The 23302-nt window shown below is 60.0% G+C and carries 21 protein-coding genes; 18 read left to right on the top strand and 3 right to left on the bottom strand.

Going from position 1 to position 23302, the window contains the following annotated elements; translation table 11 throughout:
• Nucleotide 1 precedes the first annotated feature (1 nt).
• Genes cobN through cobJ form a run of 5 tightly spaced genes read left to right on the top strand, consistent with a single transcriptional unit; the run spans nt 2 to nt 6528 of the window.
• A complete protein-coding gene (gene cobN, locus GS636_RS04510; RefSeq protein ID WP_171668592.1) occupies nt 2-3295 on the top strand; it encodes a cobaltochelatase subunit CobN in 3294 nt (1097 codons plus the stop codon).
• Nucleotides 3292-4413: a cobalamin biosynthesis protein CobG gene (locus GS636_RS04515; RefSeq protein ID WP_171668593.1), complete on the top strand. Its 1122-nt coding sequence runs from the start codon at nt 3292-3294 to the stop codon at nt 4411-4413. Before cobN ends, GS636_RS04515 begins: the two co-directional genes overlap by 4 nt.
• A complete protein-coding gene (locus tag GS636_RS04520) occupies nt 4413-5042 on the top strand; it encodes a precorrin-8X methylmutase (protein ID WP_171186135.1) in 630 nt (209 codons plus the stop codon). The genes GS636_RS04515 and GS636_RS04520 overlap by 1 nt, the downstream gene beginning before the upstream one ends.
• Complete coding sequence (locus tag GS636_RS04525; RefSeq protein ID WP_171091007.1) at nt 5039-5767, top strand: precorrin-2 C(20)-methyltransferase; 729 nt, start codon at nt 5039-5041, stop codon at nt 5765-5767. Before GS636_RS04520 ends, GS636_RS04525 begins: the two co-directional genes overlap by 4 nt.
• Nucleotides 5764-6528 carry a precorrin-3B C(17)-methyltransferase gene (gene cobJ / locus GS636_RS04530; protein ID WP_171668594.1) on the top strand — a complete coding sequence of 255 codons (765 nt, stop codon included), beginning with the start codon at nt 5764-5766 and terminating at the stop codon, nt 6526-6528. The genes GS636_RS04525 and cobJ overlap by 4 nt, the downstream gene beginning before the upstream one ends.
• On the opposite strand, the gene GS636_RS04535 is transcribed toward cobJ, so the two are convergent.
• A complete protein-coding gene (locus GS636_RS04535) occupies nt 6519-7265 on the bottom strand; it encodes a cobalt-precorrin-6A reductase (protein ID WP_171668595.1) in 747 nt (248 codons plus the stop codon). The genes cobJ and GS636_RS04535 overlap by 10 nt on opposite strands.
• On the opposite strand from GS636_RS04535, the gene cbiE reads away from it, so the two are divergent.
• From cbiE to mdoH, 13 genes are all read left to right on the top strand, one after another.
• A complete protein-coding gene (cbiE, locus tag GS636_RS04540; RefSeq protein ID WP_171668596.1) occupies nt 7264-8463 on the top strand; it encodes a precorrin-6y C5,15-methyltransferase (decarboxylating) subunit CbiE in 1200 nt (399 codons plus the stop codon). The two genes, GS636_RS04535 and cbiE, sit on opposite strands and share 2 nt — an antisense overlap.
• Nucleotides 8460-8840 (top strand): cobalamin biosynthesis protein, encoded by a 381-nt coding sequence (locus GS636_RS04545; RefSeq protein ID WP_171668597.1) that lies wholly within the window; start codon nt 8460-8462, stop codon nt 8838-8840. Before cbiE ends, GS636_RS04545 begins: the two co-directional genes overlap by 4 nt.
• Complete coding sequence (gene cobM, locus GS636_RS04550; protein WP_171668598.1) at nt 8837-9631, top strand: precorrin-4 C(11)-methyltransferase; 795 nt, start codon at nt 8837-8839, stop codon at nt 9629-9631. Before GS636_RS04545 ends, cobM begins: the two co-directional genes overlap by 4 nt.
• Nucleotides 9618-10940: a cobyrinate a,c-diamide synthase gene (locus GS636_RS04555; protein WP_171668599.1), complete on the top strand. Its 1323-nt coding sequence runs from the start codon at nt 9618-9620 to the stop codon at nt 10938-10940. Before cobM ends, GS636_RS04555 begins: the two co-directional genes overlap by 14 nt.
• Entirely contained in the window at nt 10937-11665 is a 729-nt protein-coding gene (gene cobA / locus GS636_RS04560; protein ID WP_171668600.1) for a uroporphyrinogen-III C-methyltransferase, read from the top strand. The genes GS636_RS04555 and cobA overlap by 4 nt, the downstream gene beginning before the upstream one ends.
• A complete protein-coding gene (gene cobF, locus GS636_RS04565) occupies nt 11658-12395 on the top strand; it encodes a precorrin-6A synthase (deacetylating) (protein WP_171668601.1) in 738 nt (245 codons plus the stop codon). Before cobA ends, cobF begins: the two co-directional genes overlap by 8 nt.
• Nucleotides 12396-12486: 91 nt before the next feature.
• Entirely contained in the window at nt 12487-12945 is a 459-nt protein-coding gene (locus GS636_RS04570; RefSeq protein ID WP_171668602.1) for a DUF302 domain-containing protein, read from the top strand.
• Between the two features lie 79 nt (nt 12946-13024).
• A complete protein-coding gene (locus tag GS636_RS04575; protein WP_171668603.1) occupies nt 13025-14644 on the top strand; it encodes a thiamine pyrophosphate-binding protein in 1620 nt (539 codons plus the stop codon).
• Nucleotides 14631-15815 (top strand): CaiB/BaiF CoA-transferase family protein, encoded by a 1185-nt coding sequence (locus tag GS636_RS04580; protein ID WP_171668604.1) that lies wholly within the window; start codon nt 14631-14633, stop codon nt 15813-15815. The genes GS636_RS04575 and GS636_RS04580 overlap by 14 nt, the downstream gene beginning before the upstream one ends.
• Nucleotides 15816-15994: 179 nt before the next feature.
• The gene (locus GS636_RS04585) at nt 15995-17365 is read left to right on the top strand and encodes a tetratricopeptide repeat protein (RefSeq protein WP_171668605.1); all 1371 of its coding nucleotides are present in this window, start codon (nt 15995-15997) and stop codon (nt 17363-17365) included.
• Between the two features lie 28 nt (nt 17366-17393).
• Nucleotides 17394-18611: an OpgC family protein gene (locus GS636_RS04590; RefSeq protein ID WP_171668606.1), complete on the top strand. Its 1218-nt coding sequence runs from the start codon at nt 17394-17396 to the stop codon at nt 18609-18611.
• Nucleotides 18608-20107, top strand: a complete 1500-nt coding sequence (locus GS636_RS04595; protein WP_171668607.1) for a glucan biosynthesis protein — start codon at nt 18608-18610, stop codon at nt 20105-20107. The genes GS636_RS04590 and GS636_RS04595 overlap by 4 nt, the downstream gene beginning before the upstream one ends.
• Complete coding sequence (mdoH, locus tag GS636_RS04600) at nt 20104-21975, top strand: glucans biosynthesis glucosyltransferase MdoH (RefSeq protein ID WP_171668608.1); 1872 nt, start codon at nt 20104-20106, stop codon at nt 21973-21975. Before GS636_RS04595 ends, mdoH begins: the two co-directional genes overlap by 4 nt.
• Here mdoH and GS636_RS04605 read toward each other — a convergent pair whose 3' ends face one another.
• Both GS636_RS04605 and GS636_RS04610 read right to left on the bottom strand, forming a co-directional pair.
• Nucleotides 21976-22800: a PHB depolymerase family esterase gene (locus GS636_RS04605; protein ID WP_171668609.1), complete on the bottom strand. Its 825-nt coding sequence runs from the start codon at nt 22798-22800 to the stop codon at nt 21976-21978.
• Complete coding sequence (locus GS636_RS04610; RefSeq protein WP_171668610.1) at nt 22797-23270, bottom strand: rhodanese-like domain-containing protein; 474 nt, start codon at nt 23268-23270, stop codon at nt 22797-22799. The genes GS636_RS04605 and GS636_RS04610 overlap by 4 nt, the downstream gene beginning before the upstream one ends.
• Nucleotides 23271-23302 lie beyond the last annotated feature (32 nt).

Genomic DNA, 23302 nt, shown 5'->3' on the forward strand with positions numbered 1-23302 from the left:
CATGCACGTCGTCTTCCGCGAAAGCCACGGGCTCGAGGAAACCGAGACCCCAACCGATCTGGGCCAAAGCCCGGCGGATCTGGTTGTTTTGTCCTTCTCGGACAGCGACCTCGGCGCTTTCGCGGCGGGCTGGCATCGTGGCGGCGGAACCGAGGGTCGAATGCCAACGCTTCGACTGGCCAATTTGACCGCCCTCAAACACCCTCTGTCCGTCGACACCTATGTCGAGCAGACGTTGGACGGCGCCAAGGGCATTCTGATCCGCCTGATCGGCGGCGTGCCTTACTGGTCCTACGGCTTGCAACAGGTTCTGGCGCTGGCGCAGGCCAAGGGTATCGCGCTTGCCGTTCTGCCCGCGGATGGGCGCGAAGATACGCGGCTGGATGACTACTCTACCCTGCCCGTTTCAACGCTGCGCCGTTTGGCCCATCTGTGCGACACCGGTGGCGAGGTCGCAGCACAAGCCGCATTGGCCCAGATGGCCTTGGCAGCAGGGCTTTATGCCGGGCCGGTGATGGGCGCAAAGACCCTGCCTGAATGCGGCGCATGGTGCCCGGATCGTGGTGTAATCCCAACGGATACCGCGTTCGAAGGCGACGCAAAACGTATCGTCGTCACGTTTTACCGCGCATATCTGACGTCGGCCGACACCGCCCCAGTCGCAGCTCTGATCCGCAGTTTGCGTGCGCGCGGATTTGCGGCAGTGGGCCTGTTCGCGCCTTCTCTCAAAGCGCCAACTGCTGCCGATTGGTTGCGCGAGACGCTTAGGACGTTGACCCCCGCTGCCATTATCAACGCCACGTCCTTTTCGGGCAAAGGCGCGTCGGGCACGTCTCCGCTGGATACCGCCAATGTGCCAGTGTTTCAGGTCGCTCTGGCCACCTCGCGCCGCAAAGCCTGGGCTGAGGCGGAACGCGGTCTCTCACCTGCCGACCTTGCCATGCATGTTGTCTTGCCCGAGGTAGACGGGCGGATTTCGGCGGGCATCGCTTCATTCAAGGAACCGGGTAAACGCGATCCTCATCTGGAATACTCCCGCTTTGCCCACCGGGCCGAGGCCGAACGGATCGAAGCCATTATCGACCGGGTATCAGGCTGGCTGCGCCTGAACGACAAACCGAAGGCGGATCAGATCCCGGCGTTGGTGCTGTCGACCTATCCCGGCAAAGACTGGCAGATGGCCCATGCGGTGGGCCTGGACGCGCTGGCATCTGCCGAGGCGATGCTGTCCGATCTCCAGAACGAAGGCTATGACACCGCGTCAGCAGAACCGATTGCTGAAACACTGTTGGACGCCCGCATTTCTTGGCCGCTGGACGAGTACTTGCAAGCGCTGACCGATCTGCCCGAGCAGTTGCGAACCGATCTTCAAACGGTTTGGGGCAAATGCGAAGACGACCCCGCCTTTGCAGGAGGCGCGTTCCACTTCACAGCTCTGCGCCGTGGCCAAGCTCTGGTCGCGCTGCAACCCGAACGCGGAACACCGGAACTGCGCGATGACGATTATCACGACCTGTCGCGCACGCCGCGTCACAGCTATGTCGCCTTTTATCTGTGGTTGCGCAAAGGTCTGGGAGCGGATGCGCTGATCCATATCGGTGCGCATGGCACTCTGGAATGGTTGCCGGGTAAATCTGTGGCCCTGTCTGCCGATTGCTGGCCCGAAGCGCTGATCCGCGACCTGCCAGTGATCTACCCCTTTATCGTCAACGACCCCGGAGAAGCCGCGCAGGCCAAGCGTCGGATCGGGGCCGTCACGCTGGGCCACATCCCACCGCCGATGAAGGAAAGCGGAACGCCAGACCGGATGGTGCGGTTGGAGTCGCTGCTGGATGAGTTCTCGAACGCAGACGGGTTAGACCCCAAGCGCCGCGACCGTTTGCAAGAAGATATCCGTGACGAAGCGCAGGCCATCGGGCTGGAAAACGATCTTGGCCTCGATCAAGCCACCTGCACAGCCGAGGCGATCACCCGGATCGACCGCTTTGTCTGTGACATCAAGGAAAGCCAATTCGGCGACGGGCTACATATCTTTGGTCGCGTGCCCGAAGTGACAGGCAATTTCGACCCAACGGCTTCGGCCCATGCCGAACGAAGTGCTCTGATCGACGCGCTCGCGGGCAAACGGATCGAGGCTGGCCCATCCGGCTCCCCGTATCGTGGGCGGTCGGACGTGCTGCCGACCGGGCGAAACCTTTATACAACCGACCCACGCTCGGTCCCAACCCGCGCAGCCTATGCGCAGGGCGTCAAACTGGCTGAAGAACTGGTACGCCGCCATCTGCAGGAAGAAGGCGATTACCCCAGGGGGCTGATTGTAGACCTGTGGGGCTCGGCCACCATGCGCACCGCGGGTGAAGAATTTGCCATGGCGCTGCATCTACTGGGCGTCAAACCCGTTTGGGACAAGGGTTCCGAACGGGTGTCGGGCGTCGAAGTCCTGCCGATTACCGATCTCAGCCGCCCGCGTCTGGACGTCACTCTGCGCGTGTCGGGCTTGTTCCGGGATGTGTTCCCGACCCTTTCGGCGCTATACGGCCAAGCCGTTCGTGCTCTGTCTGCGCGTGACGAAGCACCGGACTGGAACCCCTATGCAGGCTTGGCCCCTACGGCCCGCGTCTACGGCCCGGCGCCCGGGAGTTATGGCGTCAACATGACCCAATTGTCCGAAGTCTACACCGACGAAGCGCGCGCCCAGGCGGGTGAGGCTTGGCTGGAAGCCAGTTCTTTCGCGCTGGAAGGCGAACACATCGCACAGGACAAAGACGGTATCACCCAGCGCGTGGCCGATGCTGACAGCTTTGTTCACCTGCAGGATCTGACCGAGACCGATCTGCTGCTGGCCAATGACTACGCTACGCATGAGGCCGGATTTGCGGCAGCCAAGAAAATCACCGGAGGTAGCGTGCAGCTTTACCATCTGGACAACACAAACCCCGAAAACCCCCGCGCCCGAACCCTGCCGGAAGAGATCAGCCGTGTCGTTCACGCCCGCGCCGCAAATCCCAACTGGATCGCAGGGATGCAGCGGCATGGTTTCCGGGGCGCGGCTGAAATCGCGGCGACGCTTGATCACATGGCATCCTTCGCCCATCTGTCCGGGACGGTCGCACCACATCTGTTCGATCTTTACCACGATGCCACTTTGGGCAACGAAGAAGTGGACGCCTTCCTGCAAGAGGCTAATCCCCTGGCCCATCAAGCAATGCAGGACCGGTTCCGCGCGTTGCTGGAGGCCGGGCTTTGGAACACCCGTCGAAACTCGATCCGGGCGGATCTGGAGGGCCTGACATGAGCGCTCCTATCGTGCAGGGTTGGTGCCCCGGTGCCCATCGTCCGATGATGTCCGGCGACGGGTTGGTCGTGCGGGTCCGGCCCCGGCTGGCGCGTCTGACAGCTGATCAGGCATTGGGTCTGTGCGACCTTGCAGATCGGTTTGGCAACGGGTCGATCGACTTGACCAACCGTGCCAATCTTCAATTGCGGGGCGTGGAGGACTATGACCATCAGCCGCTGCTTAAGGAGCTTGCAGCGCTGAACCTTCTGGATGCGGAACCCGGCATCGAGGTTCGACGCAATATTCTGGTCACACCGCTGTATCAGGCCGGTGATTTGACTGCGCGGCTGACTCAGGAACTGATCGACCGGTTGGCGGAGTTGCCTGCCCTGCCCGCCAAGTTCGGTTTTGCCATCGACACCGGACCCGCGCGGCTTTTGAACGCGGATTCGGCGGATATTCGTCTGGAAACAGGCGTTGACGGCCTAATCCTGCGCGCCGATGGCTGCGAAACCGGGCGGCCCATGACCGAGGCCGACGCCATTGATCATGCGATCGCGTTAGCCATGTGGTTTTCAAAGACATACACGTCCGAAACTCGCCGCATGGCGCGGGTCATCGACGCGTTGCCGCAGGAATGGCAAGGGCATGCGCCGGGTCCCGTCGGCTCAAAACTGCAACCTGGCCCATGTGATCTGGGCGCGCTGTACGGCGCAGCTTTTGGATCGCTGCCTGCGCGCAAACTTTATGATCTGATTGACGACAGCGGCGCGGCTGCCCTGCGTGTCACGCCGTGGCGGCTGATCCTGCTGGAAGGCGTGGCGGCGATACCCGCAACAGAGTTTGTCACGGACGCCTCTGACCCGCTGATGACCACCGACGCCTGCCCCGGCGCACCGTTTTGCCCGCAGGCGCAGGTGGAAACCCGCGACATCGCCCGTGCCTTGGCTGCGCGCATACCCGGACGCCTGCATGTCTCGGGCTGTGCCAAGGGCTGTGCCCGGATGGGGCTTGCCGACATCACATTGGTGGGCGCAAACGGACGATTTGATCTTGTAAAACAGGGCCGCGCAGGGGATGAGCCCTGCCAGCGCGGGCTCGACCCCGAAACACTCATGACTATGGACTTCACCTGATGCCCTACACATACGAAACCGATGGCGCGGCGATCTACAAGGAAAGCTTTGCCACCATCCGGTCCGAGGCTGATCTGGCCCGTTTTGATGCCGATGAAGAGCAGGTCGCCGTCCGGATGATCCACGCCGCGGGCATGGTCGGGCTGGAAGAGTTCGTCCATTTCTCGCCTGGTTTTGTGACGGCTGCCCGCACGGCCTTGGAAAACGGTGCACCGATCCTGTGTGATGCGCGTATGGTCAGCGAAGGTGTGACCCGCTTCCGGCTGCCCGCCGATAACGAAGTGATCTGCACCCTGCACGATGAACGCGTGCGCCCTTTGGCCGCCGAGATGAGCAACACCCGCTCTGCTGCTGCGCTGGAACTGTGGCGTCCGCATCTGGAAGGCGCGCTGGTCGCCATCGGCAACGCACCGACGGCCCTGTTTCACCTTCTGAACATGTTGGAAGACCCTGATTGCCCGCGCCCCGCCGCGATCATTGGCTGCCCCGTGGGCTTTGTCGGCGCTGTAGAATCCAAAGATGCACTGTGGGAAGCACAACCCGTGCCATCCTGCATTGTCAAAGGTCGTCTGGGCGGCAGTGCCATCACCGTGGCAGCCGTCAACGCCATCGCAAGTCGGGCAGAATGAGCATGGGCACCATATACGGCGTGGGCCTTGGCCCAGGCGACCCGGACCTGATGAGCGTCCGGGCGGATCGCCTGTTGCGCAACGCAAAGCATGTGGCCTTTTTCCGCAAGCCAGGCCGCAGCGGTCAGGCCCGCAAGATCGTCAATGGCATGATCCCTGAAGGTGCGGTGGAATTTCCGATGGAATACCCCGTAACCACCGAGATCCCCGTCACGGACCCGCGTTACAATGAATTGCTGGCCGCGTTCTACGAGGATTGCACTGCCCATCTGAAAACACTGTCCGAACAGGGCGAAGACGTTGTGGTTCTGTGCGAGGGCGATCCGTTCTTCTATGGCTCGTTCATGCATCTTTATAACCGGTTGCGCAACGAAGCTCCGGTGGAGGTTGTGCCCGCAATCACCGGCATGTCTGGTGCGTGGACCGCGACAGGTGACCCGATCACATGGGGTGATGACGTGTTGACCGTGCTGGTTGGCACTTTGCCCGAAGACACTCTGGCCGAGCGTATGGCGCAAACCGATGCGCTGGTTGTGATGAAGATCGGGCGGAACATCGACAAGGTGAAGCGGGCTTTGAAAACCTCAGGTCTTTATGACCGGGCGTGGATCGTCGAATACGCGCAAATGCCGAACCAGACGGTGACAAAACTGTCGGAGGCTTGCGAAAAGATCACCCCGTATTTCTCAATCATCGTGGTGCATGGCCAGGGACGGCGGCCATGAACGGTTGGGTCAAAATTGCAGGGTTGGGACCGGGTGATGAGGCACTGGTGACACCAGAAGTCACTGCGGCGCTGGCAGAGGCCACCGATGTGGTAGGTTACATCCCGTACGTGGCCCGTGTGGCCGAACGCCCCGGCCTGACCTTGCACGCAAGTGATAACCGGGTCGAAATCGACCGCTCGCAACATGCGTTGCAAATGGCAGCTGAGGGCAAGAAAGTTGTTGTCGTATCCTCGGGCGACCCCGGTGTGTTTGCCATGGCCGCAGCCGTCTTTGAGGCGCTGGAAAGCGGCCCTTCTGAATGGCGCGATCTTCAGATCGATGTACTGCCGGGTATCACCGCGATGCTGGCCGCATCTGCGCGAGCAGGCGCGCCCATGGGGCATGATTTCTGCGCCATCAACCTCAGCGACAACTTGAAACCCTGGTCATTAATCGAAAAGCGGTTGCGTCTGGCGGCACAGGCCGATTTTTCGATGGCCTTCTACAACCCACGCTCAAAGTCTCGCCCGGAAGGGTTTGTAAAAACACTCGAAATCCTGCGCGACGAATGTGAGCCCGAGCGCCTGATTATGTTCGCTCGCGCGGTTTCGCGGTCAGACGAGGCGATCCGAATTTCGACGCTTGCCGAAGCCACACCCGAGATGGCGGATATGCAGACAGTGGTCATTGTGGGTTCGTCCCGCACCCGCGTGATCGAGCGCAAAGGCGCACCAATCGTCTACACCCCTCGCTTCACCCCTGATGAGGATCAGGGATGAGACAGCCAGTCCAAAACCTGAGCGACAGTCGTAAGCTCGGTCCGTTGTGGCAGAACCGGGCGGTCGATCATCAGCACAGGCAGGCCCAATACGCGCGCCGCGTCCAGCTTGGCCCGCGCACCGGAACCGCCCGCGTTCTTGGAGACAACAAGCTGCGTCCCATGGCGCTGCATCAGAGCGCAGTCGTCAGCTTCGGTAAAGGGCCCTCTGGCAACGACAACTTCGGCATTCGGCAGGGGCAAGCTGTCGGGGTCATCCACCAGACGCAGCAGATAAATGTGCTGGGGCTGGGCGGCAAAATCCTCAAGATGCATACGGCCAACGGCCAGGAAAACCCGCCGTGCGTCGCAGGACAGTGCTTCGACAGCGGCAGCGATGTCAGGAACGTGATTCCAGTTATCGCCGGATTGCGGCGCCCACGCCGCGCGGGTCAGCGCGGCCAGGGGCGTCTGCGTTGCGCGACACGCCTCAATCGCGTTCCGGCTCATCTGGGCCGCAAACGGATGGGTTGCGTCCACAACATGAGTGATGGCGTTGTCGCGGATGTAATCCGCCAGACCTTCCGAGCCTCCGTAACCGCCAACACGTACGGGCAAAGGCTGCGGGCGTGGGTTATCCACCCGTCCTGCGTAAGAATAGACAGCCGCAATCCCCTGTTCCGCAAAGGTTTTAGCCAAGGCGTTGGCCTCGGTCGTACCGCCCAGAATCAACACATTGGGGATCAGGATATTAGTCATGTCTGATGCTCCATGGTTAACCGTTCTGGGATTGGGCGAAGATGGGCTTGATGGCCTGTCGCCAACAAGCCGTCAAGTGTTGGACCGGGCCGAAGTGATCATGGGGCCACCACGCCACCTGTCACTGCTGCCCGAAACCGGGGCAGAACGCGTTGAATGGCCGGTGCCCTTCTCGGATGGTTTGCCGATCCTGCAAGGGCTGCGCGGAAAGCAAACTGTAGTTCTGGCCTCGGGCGATCCGTTCTGGTTTGGCGCGGGGTCTGTCATTGCGCGCAACTTCGATGCCGGTGAATGGACCGCCCTGCCCGGCCAATCTACCTTTTCGCTGGCCGCTGCCCGGCTCGGCTGGCCCTTGGAAAGCACTTTGACCTTTGGCCTGCACGCCGCGCCGCTGACCCGTTTGCGGCCCCATCTCGCCCCGGGTCTGCGCGCGATTCTGTTGCTGCGCGACGGAAAGGCTGTTGCGGAACTGGCGACATATCTGACTGAAACCGGTTTTGCGGATTCTTCCCTGCACGTGATGCAGGCTTTGGGCGGCCCGCGCGAAAACTCTCAAACCGTCACTCTGACCGAGGCCCTTCTTGGCACGTTCGACCACCCCGTCTGCGTTGGCCTGGACGTCACCGGCGCAGGTCCTGCGCTGTCCAAAGCGTCTGGCAAACCCGATGACATCTTTGACACCGACGGGCAGATCACCAAACGTCCCATCCGAGCGCTGACCCTCTCAGCGCTTGCCCCGCAACGGGGCGAACATCTGTGGGATATCGGTGGAGGCACAGGTTCAATAAGTATCGAATGGCTGATGTGTGATCCGACCCTTTCAGCGACGTGTGTTGAGCCCCGTGCCGACCGGGCTGAGCGAATCCGCCGAAATGCAGATACGTTGGGGCAGGATCGATTGAATATAGTACACGGAACCGCACCAGAAGCGCTGTCAGGTGTCGACCTGCCGGATGTCGTTTTCATCGGCGGAGGATTGAGCGCCAATCTGCTGGCGTGGCTGCGCTATGCGCTTCCCAAAGGCACACGCCTTGTCGCCAACGCTGTCACATTGGAAAGCGAGGCCCTGCTGGCACGTTGGCACGAAGACTTGGGCGGTGACCTGCTTCGGATAGAACTGGCACATTCCGCCCCGCTGGGACCGAGGCGCGGCTGGAAATCCGCCTATCCGGTGGTGCAGTGGAGCGTAACGCTATGATCGTTGCTGGCCTCGGTTTCTCCTCTGCTGCAACAGAAGATAGCTTGCGTGAAGCATTTAACGCGGCGACTGCGAACCATGATGTGGCAGCCTTGGCGACTGTCGCCGACAAGGAAGGCCATTCAGCGCTGACATCCTTTGCAAAAGAGGTGTCTCTGCCCGTGCATTTCATTGCTGCAGCCGATTTGGCCGGGCAACGCACACTTACTTGCTCGACCCGCAGCCGTGCCACCTATGGCACCGGAAGCGTGGCCGAAGCATCCGCATTGGCTGCCGCCGGAAAGCTATTTGGCTCGGGCGCGCGGTTGCTCTCACCCAGACAGATTTCAGACGACCGGCTGGCCACATGCGCCATAGCCATCGGAGGACAAACATGACCGTTCATTTCATCGGCGCCGGACCGGGCGCTGCCGACCTGTTGACGCTGCGCGGGCGCGATATCATCGCATCCTGCCCCGTGTGCCTTTATGCTGGGTCACTGGTGCCCGAAGAGATCCTGAGCCACTGCCCCGAGGGCGCAAAGATCATCAACACCGCGCCCCTGGATCTGGATCAAATCATGGCCGAGATCGACGCGGCCCATAAAGCGGGTCAGGATGTGGCACGCCTGCATTCCGGTGATCTGTCGGTCTGGTCGGCTATGGGAGAGCAAATCCGCCGTTTGAAGGAGATGGGCATCCCGGTCAGCGTCACACCGGGCGTGCCTTCGTTTGCCGCTGCTGCTGCTGCGCTTGGTACGGAACTGACGTTGCCGGGTCTGGCGCAATCCGTGGTGCTGACCCGGACGCCGGGACGAGCATCCTCGATGCCCGAAGGCGAGACGCTGGAAAACTTCGCGCGCGCAGGGGCGACGCTGGCCATTCACCTGTCGATCGGCAATCTGGACAAAGTGATTGCCGATCTGACGCCAGCCTATGGTGCAGATTGCCCGGTAGCCGTAGTCTACCGCGCCAGCTGGCCGGACGAGCAGATCATTCGAGCAACGCTGGAGACGCTGAAAGAAGCGCTGGACGAGAAAATCTCGCGCACTGCACTGATCATGGTTGGTCCGGCGCTGGCGGGTGAAGGCTTCGACGAAAGCTGCCTTTATTCTAAAGAATACGACCGCCGCTATCGCCCGCAAAGCGCGGATAGCCCATGGTCCAGCTGGAGCCATGGCGATGACTAACCCCCCAGGCGTTCTGATTTCAGCGCCGTCCTCCGGCACCGGCAAGACAACGGTGATGCTGGGCCTGTTGCGGGCTTTGGCCGAGGATGGTCTGACCGTTCAACCGTTCAAAAGCGGGCCGGATTACATTGATCCTGCGTTCCATCGGGCGGCAGCGGGCCGTGCGTCGTTCAACCTGGACAGCTGGGCGATGGGTGATCCTTTGCTGAGCGCGATTTCAGCGCAGGCCGAGGGCGCGGATATCGTTGTGGCCGAAGGTTCGATGGGGCTGTTCGATGGTGTCGCTAAACCCGGAGAGCTGGGCCACGGGTCAAGTGCTGAAACCGCTGCGCGGATGGGATGGCCGGTGGTGCTGGTTCTTGACGTCGGTGGTCAGGCGCAATCGGCGGCAGCGACGGCGTTGGGGTTCAAGATGTACAACCCCGATCTGCCCTTTGCCGGAGTGATCCTGAACCGCTGCGCCAGCCCCCGGCACGAGCGTTTGACCCGACTGGGGATGGAACGCGCAGGATTACCGGTGCTGGGCGTGTTGCCGCGCCGAGGCGACCTGACCCTACCCGAACGGCATTTGGGTCTGATTCAAGCGGTTGAGCATCCGGATCTGGAAAGCGCAATCGTTGGCTATGCGGCGTTTCTGCGCGAACATGTTGATCTTGAGGCGATTAAGCGGGCGGCTTCCTCAGGCCCCGGCGGGCCATCGTCAGCCGCGCTGCCGCGCCCTCCGGCTCAGCGGATTGCGCTGGCTCGGGATGCGGCCTTTTCGTTCACCTATCCGCACCTGTTGGAAGGCTGGCGCGCGGCAGGGGCCGAGATCCTGCCCTTTTCGCCACTGGCCGATGAAGCGCCCGCGACAGATGCTGATCTGATCTGGCTGCCTGGTGGATACCCAGAGTTGCACGCAGGGACACTGTCCGCTGCGAACACGTTCCTGACGGGTCTGCGCAAGCATGCTGAGACCAAGCCGGTTCATGGGGAATGCGGGGGTTATATGGCGCTTGGGACAGCGCTGATCGACAAGGATGGCGGGCAGCATGAAATGGCAGGTTTGCTGGGACTGGTGACATCTTATCAAAAGCGCAAGTTCAACCTTGGATATCGCAAGGCCGAGCTTCTTGCGCCCATGCCCGGTTTTGCTGAAGGCGCTGCACTGCGCGGGCACGAATTTCACTATTCTTCGATTGTGGACCAACCTGATGCCCCGCTTGCACGTGTGTTTGATGCCGAAGGCGCAGAAGGCCCGCAGACGGGCTCGGTGCGCGGCAATGTCACCGGCACGTTCTTTCACCTGATCGCAGAGGCCTCGGCATGAGCGGCTTTGTCTCTTTCATCGGCTCGGGCCCCGGTGATCCGGAATTGCTGACACTGAAGGCCGTGGACCGGATGCAAAAAGCGGATGCCATTCTGTTCGACGATCTAAGCAGCGGGCCAATCTTGAGCCACGCGCGCGAGGATGCGGATCTTGTGGGTGTCGGCAAGCGGGCTGGTCGCCCCTCGCCCAAACAGGACCATGTCAGCCGGTTGTTGGTAGATTATGCCCAGACCGGCCAGCACGTTGTGCGGCTGAAGTCTGGCGATGGCGGCATGTTCGGACGTCTGGAAGAAGAGCTTGTGGCCCTGCGTGAAGCTGGAATTGAGTATGAAATCATTCCCGGCATCCCCTCTGCCATCGCAGCAGCAGCGGCGGCAGGCATTCCGCTCACCCGTCGTCTGACCGCACGACGGGTGCAGTTTGTCACCGGCCATGACGTCAGCGGTGAACTGCCGGACGATCTGAACCTGACTGCTTTGGCAGATTCTCAAGCGACCACCGTTGTGTTCATGGGCAAGCGCACCTTCCCGCTGCTGGTTGAAGCGTTAAATGCTCATGGCCTGCCACTGGACACTCCGGCGTTGATGGCTGAATCCGTGTCGACCCCGGATCAAAAGCTGCAGCGCGCCACCATCGGCGCGTTGGCGGATCAGTTGAAGTCCGAGATTGGCAAAGCTCCGGCGTTGATCCTGTATGGCCCGTTGGCGGAGTTCGAAGATGATTGACCTGAGCCTGATCGGCATTGGCACGGGAAACCCCGATCATGTAACCTTTCAAGGGGCGAATGCGATCCGGGCGGCGGACCTGATTCTGATCCCGCGAAAAGGAGAGAGCAAAGCCGATCTGGCCGGGCTGCGCGAAGAGATCATTGCAGAAGTCACCGATACCGCGCCTCAGATCGCTTACTTCGATATCCCCAAACGCCGCGCGGACGATGGCTATTTGCGCGGAGTTGACGAATGGCACGATGCCATTGCCCTGCGCTGGCAAGAGGCTATTGATACCCACCCAACGGCACAACATGTGGCCTTGCTGATTTGGGGCGACCCGTCGCTCTACGACAGCTCGCTGCGCATCGCTGCACGGCTGGACCCCAAACCCAACACGAAAGTGATCCCCGGCATTACTGCCTTGCAAGCGCTGACCGCGGCCCATGCGATCCCGATTAATGATCTGGGTGCGCCATATGTCGTCACAACAGGCCGCCGCATTCGAGATGAAGGGTGGCCCGCAACCGGCTCAAAAGTAGCGGTTATGTTAGATGGAGAATGCTCGTTTCAATCCCTTGAGATGGCGGAGTTCGACATCTGGTGGGGCGCGTATGTGGGTATGAAAGAAGAGCTGCTGATCAACGGTCCGCTGGATCAGGTCGCCCAACAGATCCTGGATACGCGTGCCAAAGCACGAGCAGATCATGGCTGGATCATGGACATCTATGTGCTTAAGAAGCGCTGAGGTTAGTTGCTCGCGATGAACACGCGTTTGTGACCGCGCAGCGCGCCTAAGTCTGGCACAAAAGTCTCAGCATTCTATCGGAGACGTGATCATGAAAGCCTTTGTTCCCCTGCTCTGCCTGATCGCTTCGCCCGTCTGGTCGCAGGATGCGCCGGAAGGCTGGGCCGTCTACCCGACAGACAAACCCTATTCAGAATTGGTTGACGACACCAAAGCCGCCATCAAGGAAAACGGGTTGATCGTCGTGACGCAGGCTGGCCCCACCAAGGCAGCTGCCGCGCGCGGGATCACCATTCCGGGCAACCGGGTGATCGGAGCTTTCAACAACGACTACGCCGTGCGGGTGCTTGAAACCTCAACCCATGCGATGATCGAAGCGCCCATCCGCTTTTATGTCACGGAAAACGAGGACGGCTCTGCCACACTGTCCTACAAAACCCCCAGCTTTGTCTTTGCCCCTTACGCATCGGAAGGGGGGCAAGCATTGGCGGACATCGCCACAGAACTTGACACAAAGTTTCAATCTGTCGCCCAAGACGCAGTCAAATAGTCACACTGGCGTGAACCGCCTTGCGTCCGGGGGCGTCCTCCGCAATCTGCTTTGAAACGGTTTTTTCGGAGCATGACTTATGCAGGACCCCTCGCCCCGCGCCGCGGATCTTCTGGCCCAACGCCTGTACGAAGCAGGGTGCCGCCACGCCTTTGGGATGCCGGGGGGCGAAGTTCTGACATTGGTCGACGCGCTGGAAAAGGCAGGTATCACCTTTCACCTGACCAAACACGAGAACTCCGCCGGGTTCATGGCGGAGGCGGTGCATCACCGCGACGGCGCGCCTGCGATATTGGTGGCCACGCTTGGCCCCGGCGCGATGAATGGCATCAACGTGGTGGCCAACGCACTGCAGGACCGTGTGCCGATGATCGTGCTGACAGGGTGTGTCGATGCGGATGAAGCGTTGACCTACACACATCAGGTCATGGATCACGCGCAGGTCTATCGCTCGATCACCAAGGGCACCTTAACACTGACGGCCAAAGGCGCGGATATCGTCGCGGACAAGGCGGTGTCGCTGGCCAATCAACCGCGCCCCGGCCCGGTTCATATCGATGTTCCGATTTCGGTCGCCGACACGCCAGTGACCGGGGTGAAACGCCGCCGCTTGGCCAAGATCGCGCCTGTCAGCCCCGGGGGCGAGTGTTTGGAAAAGGCCCGCCGCTGGGTGGCAGAGGCCGAACGTCCCGTTGCCATCGTCGGTGTAGATGTTCTGTACGACGACTCGCGCAGCGTGGTGCAGGCGTTTTTGGAACATTTCGGTATCCCGTTTGTAACCACCTACAAAGCCAAAGGCGTGGTCCCTGAAGATCACCCCTTGTGTCTGGGCGGTGCCGGTCTGTCGCCGCTGGCGGACAAGCATCTGGTGCCTCTGATCGAACAGTCGGATCTGGTGCTGTGTTTGGGCTATGACCCAATCGAAATGCGCCCCGGCTGGCGCGAGATTTGGGACCCCGCAGACAAACGCGTTATCGATATATCGGCAGTGGTCAATGATCACTACATGCATCAGGCGGGGCTGAATCTGGTGGCCGACACAGGCGAGACATTGGAAGCCATCGCCAAGGGCAATCCGGCGCGGGCCACGTGGCCGGCGGGTGAGCCTTCGAAGGTCAAAGCCGCTTTGGCAAAGGCCTTCCCAAATGACGAAGATTGGGGACCGGCGGCGGTTATTGCTGAAACGCGGGCAGTATTGCCCCCTGAAACTTTGGCAACTGCAGATAGTGGAGCACATCGTATTTTGCTGAGTCAGATGTGGAATTGCAGCGAGGAGCGAGGACTGATCCAGTCTTCGGCGCTATGCACCATGGGATGTGCGGTTCCAATGGCCATTGGCCTGAAACTGGCGGAACCCCAACGCCCGGTCATCAGCTTTTCAGGCGATGCCGGTTTTCTGATGGTGGCCGGGGAATTGTCGACCGCAGCCGAGATGGGCGGCAATCCGATCTTTTTGGTTTTTGTCGACGCAAGTCTTGCACTGATCGAACTGAAACAGCGTCAAAGACAAATGGGAAACAAGGGCGTCGATTTTGGCCACCACGACTTCGCTGCCATGGGTCGGGCCTTTGGTGGACATGGCCATACCGTTCGCAACCGGGCAGAATTGCGCTCAGCGTTGGAAGCTGCTGTAAAGGCAGACACTTTTACTGTCATCGCGGCAGAGATTGAACGTGGAGGCTATGATGGCCGCATCTGAAGGCCCCTTGAAGGGCGTTAAGGTTCTGGATCTTAGCCGCATTTTGGCAGGACCCACATGCACGCAATTGCTGGGCGATCTGGGCGCAAGCGTTATCAAGATCGAAAACCCCGGCACAGGCGGCGACGACACAAGGCAATGGGGTCCGCCCTATGTAACGGATGCCGAAGGCAACCGCTCGGACCTGAGCGCCTATTTCATGTCCGCCAACCGCAACAAGAAATCCGTAGCACTGGATATCGCTACCGCTGAGGGTCAGGCCGAAATCCGTCGCCTGGCCTCACACGCGGATATCCTGATCGAGAACTTCAAACCCGGCGGGTTGGCCAAATACGGCCTGGACTACGCCACATTGTCGAAAGAGTTTCCCGGATTGGTCTACTGCTCGATCTCGGGCTATGGACAAACCGGACCGAACGCCAGCAAACCCGGTTACGACCTGATGGCACAAGGCTACGGCGGTATCATGTCGCTGACTGGCGATCCAGAGGGCGCACCGATGAAGGTGGGCGTTGGTATCGCAGATGTAATGTGTGGCATGTATGCGAGTGTCGGGATTCTGGCCGCGCTGCGCCACCGAGACCTGACCGGTGAAGGTCAGCAGATCGATCTGGCGCTCGTCGACGCGCAGATTGCGTGGCTGATCAACGAAGGTGTTAACTACCTGACCTCGGGCAGTGTCCCCCAGCGGCGCGGCAACGGACATCCAAATATCGTGCCCTATGAGGTTTATGAAACCGCAGACGGCCATGTGATTCTGGCCGTTGGGAATGACGGACAATTCAAAAGGTTCTGCAGCTTTTTAGGAAGATCCGAACTGGCCGAAGACCCTCGCTTTGCGACCAACCCATCACGCCTTGAACATAGGGACGCGTTGAACGCCATCTTGCGACCCTCGATGCAGGCCCTGGACACAAAAGAGGTCATCTCGGGTCTTGAGGCTCTGAAAGTTCCGGTCGGCCCGGTGCAGACGCTTGATCAGGTTTTCGACACCGAACAAGTCGCCGCACGGCACATGAAGATCGACATGCAAGCCCAGCCGGGCCCTGTCAGTCTGATCGGAAATCCGCTCAATCTGTCACGCACGCCTGTAACATATCGCAGTGCGCCCCCGGTGTGTGGAGCGGATACTGAAGCAGTTCTGAACGCCGAAAACCCGTTCGAGGATTGAAATACTTGCACATTTAGGCGGCAACTCGCTGAAACATGCTCTTGAATCGGCGGTTTTTTTCGCCTTTTTCGCACACGGCATTTCACCAATTCGAGAGCAGGGTCGATACTATTACGTCCCTCTCTCACACTCTGTTACATCGAACAAAGTGAAATACCGCAATCAGATTGGACCCAAGTATGAAACAAGATGTTTTTGGACAGATGAACACCCTGACCCAGCCGGCCGCGGTCGACGCCTGGAATGGTGTTCTGCTTGGGTTCATGGCGCATGCTGCCGTCACGCCCCAACATCTGGGCAAAGCGCTTGAGCTTGAACCTGATTTTGCGCTGGGTCACGCAGTCAAAGGTCTGTTCATGGCGCTGCTGGGCAGACGCGAAATGATGGCCGTAGCGGTTGAAGCCCTGGCAGCGGCCAATACCGCGATGGAACGTCAACCGATCTCGGCCCGCGAGCGCTTGTACGTGGACGCTTTGGCGCTGTTTTTAGCGGGACAACAAACGCGAGCGGTGCAGAAATTCGAAGCGGTCCTGCGTGATCATCCGCAGGACACACTGGCGATGAAACTGAGCCATGCAACACGATTTGTTCTGGGCGATGCCGAAGGTATGCGCCGGTCGATCGAACGTGTGATGCCGGCCTACGAACCCGACCATCCGGGCCGTGGCTATCTGCTGGGCTGTCATTCTTTCGCGCTGGAGGAAACCGGCGCCTATGAAAAGGCCGAAATCGCAGGCCGTCAGGCGCTGTGGATGGTGTCGGACGACGCCTGGGGCCTGCACGCGGTGGCCCATGTTCATGAGATGACCGGCAACGCGCAGCTGGGTTTGGATTGGCTTGCAGGGCGCGAAGATGCCTGGGCGCACTGTAACAATTTCCGCTATCACGTCTGGTGGCACAAAGCCCTGATGCATCTGGATCTGGGTCAGGTTGATCAGGTGATGGAGCTGTATGACGCCCATATTCGCAAGGACAAGACCGACGATTACCGCGACATTTCGAACGCAACCTCGCTTCTGTCCCGGCTTGAGCTTGAGGGCGTGAATGTTGGCAACCGCTGGGAAGAACTGGCCGATCTGAGTGCTGCGCGCACCGAAGATGGCTGCCTGATCTTCGCGGACCTGCATTACCTGCTGGCTCTGACCGGCGACAATCGTGCCGACGCAACCTCCAAGATGCTGAGCCGCATGAACCGTGACGCAGCCCACGCCAAAGACGACACCACCAGCCGTATGGCTGATCCCGGTGTTGCCGCAGCCATGGGGTTGGAAGCCTTCGGAGACGGCCATTATGGCACCGCGTTCGATCACCTACTGACGGCGCGTGGATCGATGCAATTGGCCGGTGGCAGCCACGCGCAACGTGATGTATTTGAACGCATTACCATCGATTCCGGTCTGCGCGCCGGACGTCTGGACGCGGTCGAGCGTATTCTGGACGACCGTCGTGCCAAGCGAGCCGGAGGCGAAGACAATTATGCCATCGCACGCCGCGCCCTGATCGATGCGGCCCGCGATAGCGGCGACGTGCAAAGCGTCCCCGCCGAATAACAAGACGATCTAGAAGGACAGAAAACGTATGGCGACCATATCGCCCGCTTCTGATTTTGCACCAGCTGCGGCCCCTGCCGCGGCCCCAGCCCGCACGCGCGATCCACGGTTGGACTTCTACCGCGGTATTGCGATGTTCATCATTCTCATCGCCCATATCCCAAACGATCCCTGGGCCAGATGGATTCCAGCGCGGTTCGGCTATTCCGATGCCACAGAAATTTTTGTGTTCTGTTCTGGCATGGCCTCTGCCATTGCTTTTGGCGGCGCGTTTTTGCGCAAGGGCTGGTGGATGGGATCAGCACGTGTGGCGTTCCGCATCTGGCAGGTTTACTGGGCGCATATCTGTCTGTTCTTCTTTGTGGCCATGACCATGGCTGCACTGGACCAGACCGGTGCGTTCGAGAAGACTTATATCTCATCTCTGAACCTGCAGCATTTTTTCAACGATCCGGCCTCGCAGATGGTTGGGATTTTCACACTGACCTACGTGCCGAACTACTTTGACATCCTGCCGATGTATCTTGTGGTACTGGCGCTGATGCCGCTTTACATGGCGCTGTATCGTGTCAGCTTCTGGCTGATGGCAGCAGTATCGGTCAGCATCTGGTTTATTGCTCAGACCGGCGCATTGGCATTGCCGGCCGAGCCATGGTCGGATCGTCAATGGTTCTTTAACCCGTTCGGTTGGCAATTGTTGTTCTTTACGGGTTTTGCCTTCATGCGCGGCTGGATTCCCGCCCCGCCCGTTTCGAAATCCCTGATCTGGGCGGCAATTGCCTTTGTTGTCCTTTCGGCTCCGTTCGGGTCGTGGAAGGTCTTCACCTGGATCAACACCGCCGCGCCCGATTTTGGTGCAGTAATTCGCAAGGGCTGGCCTCTGACTGAAGACCTGCGTGGAAAAACCGAATTTGGTCTGCTGCGTTACGTCCACTTCTTGTCGCTGGCTTATCTGGGTTGGGTTGCTGCGGGCGAGCATGGCCACCGCCTGATTGCAACGGGGCACAGTGTGGGCGCGCGCGTCTGGCAACTTCTGCTGGCGGTTATCACGAAGGTCGGCCAGCAATCCCTTGCAGTCTTTGTGTTCTCCATGGCTGCAGCCCGCCTGATCGGTGTCGCGCTGGACCAATCTGGGCGGGATGTCGCCAGTGTCTTTGTCGCCAACATGATTGGCTTTGCGATGATCATCGGCGTTGCCTATTTGGCAGCTTGGTTCAAGTCACAACCCTGGAAGACCAAGAAATGAACTTTACCCGACGCGCATTCCTCGTTTCGACGACCGCTTTGGCTCTTGCCCCGTCCGCCTATGCGACGGGCGGCGAAGTACCTTTTGATCGTAACTATGTGATCGAGATGGCGCGTGATCTGGCCAGCCGTCCCTACGCGGAACGCGATATGGTCCCCCAGGAATGGCAGGACCTGACCTATCAGCAATACCGCTCGATCCGGTTCCGCTTGGACCGCGCGCTTTGGTACGAGACCGAGACCCCGTTCAACGTGGATTTCTTCACTCCTGGCTTGTACTTCCCCCGTACCGTAAAGGTCGAAACGGTTGAAAACGGCATGACCACGCCTGTCGCTTTCGACCTTGCGATGTTCGACAAGTCCGAAGATGTCCCGCAATTGCCCATCGACGATACGCTGGGTTTTTCTGGACTGCGCCTGCGGACCGAAATGCACCGCCCCGGCAAGACGGATGAATTCTGCGTCTGGCAAGGCGCAAGCTATTTCCGCGCCATTGGCTTGCACGAGGTATACGGCCTGTCCGCCCGAGGTCTGGCCCTGAAGACCGGCGATCCCGATGGCGAGGAATTCCCCGAGTTTATCCGCTTTTGGCTGGAGCGCCCCGAACCCGGCCAGCGCAATATGGTTGTGCATGCCTTGATGGACAGCCCCAGCGTGACCGGGGCCTATCGGTTCAACGTCACAGCAGGTGCAGACTGCGTCATGGATGTTGAGGCCACGCTGTTCCCGCGCGAAGAGCTGCCCCATGTCGGAATTGCGCCGGGCACGTCGATGTTCCTGTTCGACCAAACCAACCACAGCCGGTTCGATGATTTCCGCCCCGCCGTGCATGACAGTGACGGGCTGCTGATCCGCAATGGCGCGGGTGAGGTTTTGTGGCGGCCGCTGGCCAACCCGACCCGCCTGCAGATCTCGTCTTTTGTTGATACGAACCCGCGCGGTTTTGGCCTGATGCAGCGCAAGCGCGAGTTTTCGGACTATGCCGATCTGGAAGCGAATTATCACAAGCGCCCCGGTTTATGGGTCGAACCCAATCAGGATTGGGGCAAAGGCACTGTGACGCTGGTGGAAATCCCCGCTGATCAGGAAATCTATGACAATATCGTCGCCTATTGGCGCCCGGCTGAGCCTTATGCGGCGGGCAGTCAGGTCGATATGTCCTATCGTCTGATCTGGGGTGAAGAACCTCAGCGCACGCCGATGCCGCGGGTCATCAACACCGCGATGGGGGACAACACGTTCGGCGAGGGCCGTCTGGCTGTCATTGACTTTGAAGGCAGTGAACTGTTCGAGGACATCGACGCGATCTCGATCTTTGTTGACTCGCCTCATGCCGAAACTTCTGAAGGTGTTCTGCAACGTAATCCCGATACCGGTGGCCTGCGTCTGGCCTTTTCGTTCCAGCCCGGAGACCGCAACCATGTCGAGCTGCGCGCGCAGCTTCTGAAAGACAAACAGCCCGCCTCTGAAGTCTGGCTTTACCGTTGGACCACATGAGCCGCGATCTGCATATCATGCCGCCAGAAGCCCCTCTGGCGATGCCCGCGCAGAACTTCGGCGCGCAGTTCCGCGATGCGGAAGCGCCTTCTGGCAAGCGCGGCTCATCGGCTGGGTTCTGGCGTGCGTTGGCGTTTTCCCCGGCTATGGCGGCAACGCTGGGCCTGCTCTGGGTGATGAGCGATTGGTTCAGCGCTGAAGGGATCAACCTGATCGAAGCCATCCTGTTGGCGCTGATCTCGTTCAATTTCTTCTGGATCTCGTTTACGGTTTGCACGGTTCTTTTGGGTATGGTGTCCCTGTCGCGGCAGGATCGCCCTCAGAAAAGCCACAGCGCGCAGCCATTGCGCGTGGCCTTGCTGACCCCGGTTTACAACGAGGTGCCGTGGAACGTGCTGGGCAATGCCCGCACCATGCTGGAAGATTTGCAGACCCGTGGCGGACAGCACCACTATGCCATGTTCATCCTTTCCGATACACGGGACCCCGAAATAGCGGCGCAGGAACAGGCCAGTGTCGAGGCCCTGCGTACCACTTTGGCACCGGGGCTGGAATTGTACTATCGCCGCCGCGATCAAAACACCGATCGCAAGGTGGGAAATATCGCCGACTGGGTCAGCCGCTGGGGCGCGGATTGGGATGCGATGTTGGTGCTGGATGCCGACAGTTTGATGACTGGGCGCGCGATCTATCGACTGACCGATGCGCTCGCGCGTGATCCCAGCGCGGGTCTGATCCAAAGCTATCCGCAACTCATAGGCGCACAGTCTGTCTTTGCCCGGATGCAGCAATTCGCAAACGGCGTCTATGGCATCGCCTTTGCTGAAGGTCTGGCGCGTTGGTGCGGGCAAGAAGGCAATTATTGGGGCCATAACGCAATTATCCGCACCAAGGCTTTTGCCACCAGCGCCGGTCTGCCCAAGCTGCGGTCATTCAGCGGTCAGGACAAGCTGATCATGAGCCACGATTTTGTCGAGGCTGGATTGCTGCGCCGCGCCGGTTGGGCGGTGCGCTTTTTGCCACGCATTCGCGGATCATACGAAGAAACACCACCCACCCTCATCGATCATGCCATGCGGGACCGCCGCTGGTGTCAGGGCAATTTGCAACACCTGAAGCTGCTTGGATCGACCGGATTCCGCGCCGTATCACGTTTTCACATGTTCCACGGTGCGATTGGATACCTGATGTCTCCGCTATGGTTCGCACTGCTTTTGATGTGGGCGCTGATTGGTCAGGGTCAGGACGCATCCGTCCTGCATTACTTCAGCCCCGACAATCCGCTGTTCCCGCAATGGCCCGAAATGTCCGAAACCCGACATGTGCTGATCATTCTGGTCATGTATGCCATGTTGCTGGCCCCCAAGGTGCTTGGTGTTCTTGCCCTGCCACTGAGCGGTGTGCGCTATTCCGACTTTGGCGGAGCGCGCAAGTTTCTGACGTCGTTCCTGGCCGAGGTTCTGCTGTCTATTCTGTACGCGCCTATTCTGATGGTGCAGCAGATGATTGCGGTCTTCCGCACCGCTTTTGGCATCCAACGCGGCTGGTCTCCGCAAGCCCGTGATGGCGGCAGCTATGGGTTAGGCACTCTGGTTTTGTGCCATGCGCTGGAAACGATCAGTGGCATCGCGCTGAGCGTGGGTATTCTGTCCGGTCTGGTTTCGATCTGGCTGGCTCCGATTGCCATCAGCCTGGCACTTGCAATTCCTTTGTCGGCCCTCAGCGGTGTGTCTGCAGGCACTGCACGCAGAATGGTCGGAATGCGTGAGGATTTCAGCGAGCCTGCAATCACACGCTCGGCCCGCCGCTATCGTGATGAGCTCAAGCGGCTGGTCGAAGGCAAAGGCAACATGACCCCGGCGGAATAATCAACTGCCGGGTAACCCTTCGTACCAATCGACGATCATGTCTGCCCAACCGGCAGGTACATTGTGCCCCCCGGGGAACAGCGCAAACTCCAACGCGCTGCCTTCGGCGCACCCTGTCCAGCGACGGCGCATGAAGTCATCCGTCACCGTGAAACTGCTTGGTTTGTGATCGACGCAACCATTTGCTTCGCGCCAGATTTCAAGCCCGGCGAAAATGTCACCCTGCTGGAAACGCCCGCCACCCAACAAGCGACCTTCCAAGGGCACCACATTATCCGTCCAGCCATGGGTGTGGAACATGCGGATCGGACCCTCGCAAACCTCGGGATGCGGACGCCAGAACCCGCCCGAGACGGGAACGTAGGCAGAAAACGTATCAGGGGCCTCACAGGCCAAATAGTTGACCATGAAGCCCCCTGCCGAAAATCCACCCAGCAGGACGCGGTCGGGATCGACGCCGAACCGGTCGGCGGCATCTTGCACAACCTCAGTCAGAAAGGCGGTTTCGTCCCGTTCGCCAAACCCGGGATAGAAATTCCAGCTTTTGGTGCCGCCCCGATCAGGTCGTTCCAGACCCTCAGGTGCCATAACCGCATAGCCACGTTCCAGCAAAGGTTCGACCATCGCGCGATTGCGCATCGTGCCCGATCCGCTGCCACCGTAGCCGTGCAGGAATAGAACCATCGGAGGATTATCCGCATCAGGCAATTCGAGGTGATAGGTGCCCATTGGCGTTTCGCATACAGCATCCTGACCGGCGCACCCGGCCAATGCCGCCTGCCCGGTTGCGGCAAGAAATGCCGTTAGACTGAGTGTTCGGATCATCCTGCATCCTCATTATATCGACGAACCGGCAGTCCGGCCCGAACCCAACCCGGCCCAGCCGCCGAGCCCAGCATGCCCTCGGGCACATCAATGATATTGGCGAAACCGGCCGCGATGAGCTGATTGCTCAATCGTGCCGAGCGTACACCACGCGCACAAATCAGCGCGACGGGTGCCGATTTGTTACCGTCAGTCAGTTGCGAGAGCACTTCGATGAAATCTTCACGCCGCATATCAAGCGGAGTAGCACCCTCACCAACGCCCGAAGCGCGCCATTCGCGCGGCGTTCGAATATCGACAAGCAGGATGTGCCCTTCGCGGGCTTGTTCATGAGCTGCAGCTACACTGATCCGGCCACCGCCATGATCTTCCGGGATCAAGCGATATTCCCGGATCGCAAACCCGGCAGCGACCGCGGCACCACCGCCGATCAACACCCATCTGCGGGTTCGGTTCACTTGTTCGGCCACGCGATGCCTCCTGTTTGCTACCCGTTGATCTA

The organism is Ruegeria sp. HKCCD4884, assembly GCF_013110855.1.
Classification (GTDB): Bacteria; Pseudomonadota; Alphaproteobacteria; order Rhodobacterales; family Rhodobacteraceae; genus Ruegeria.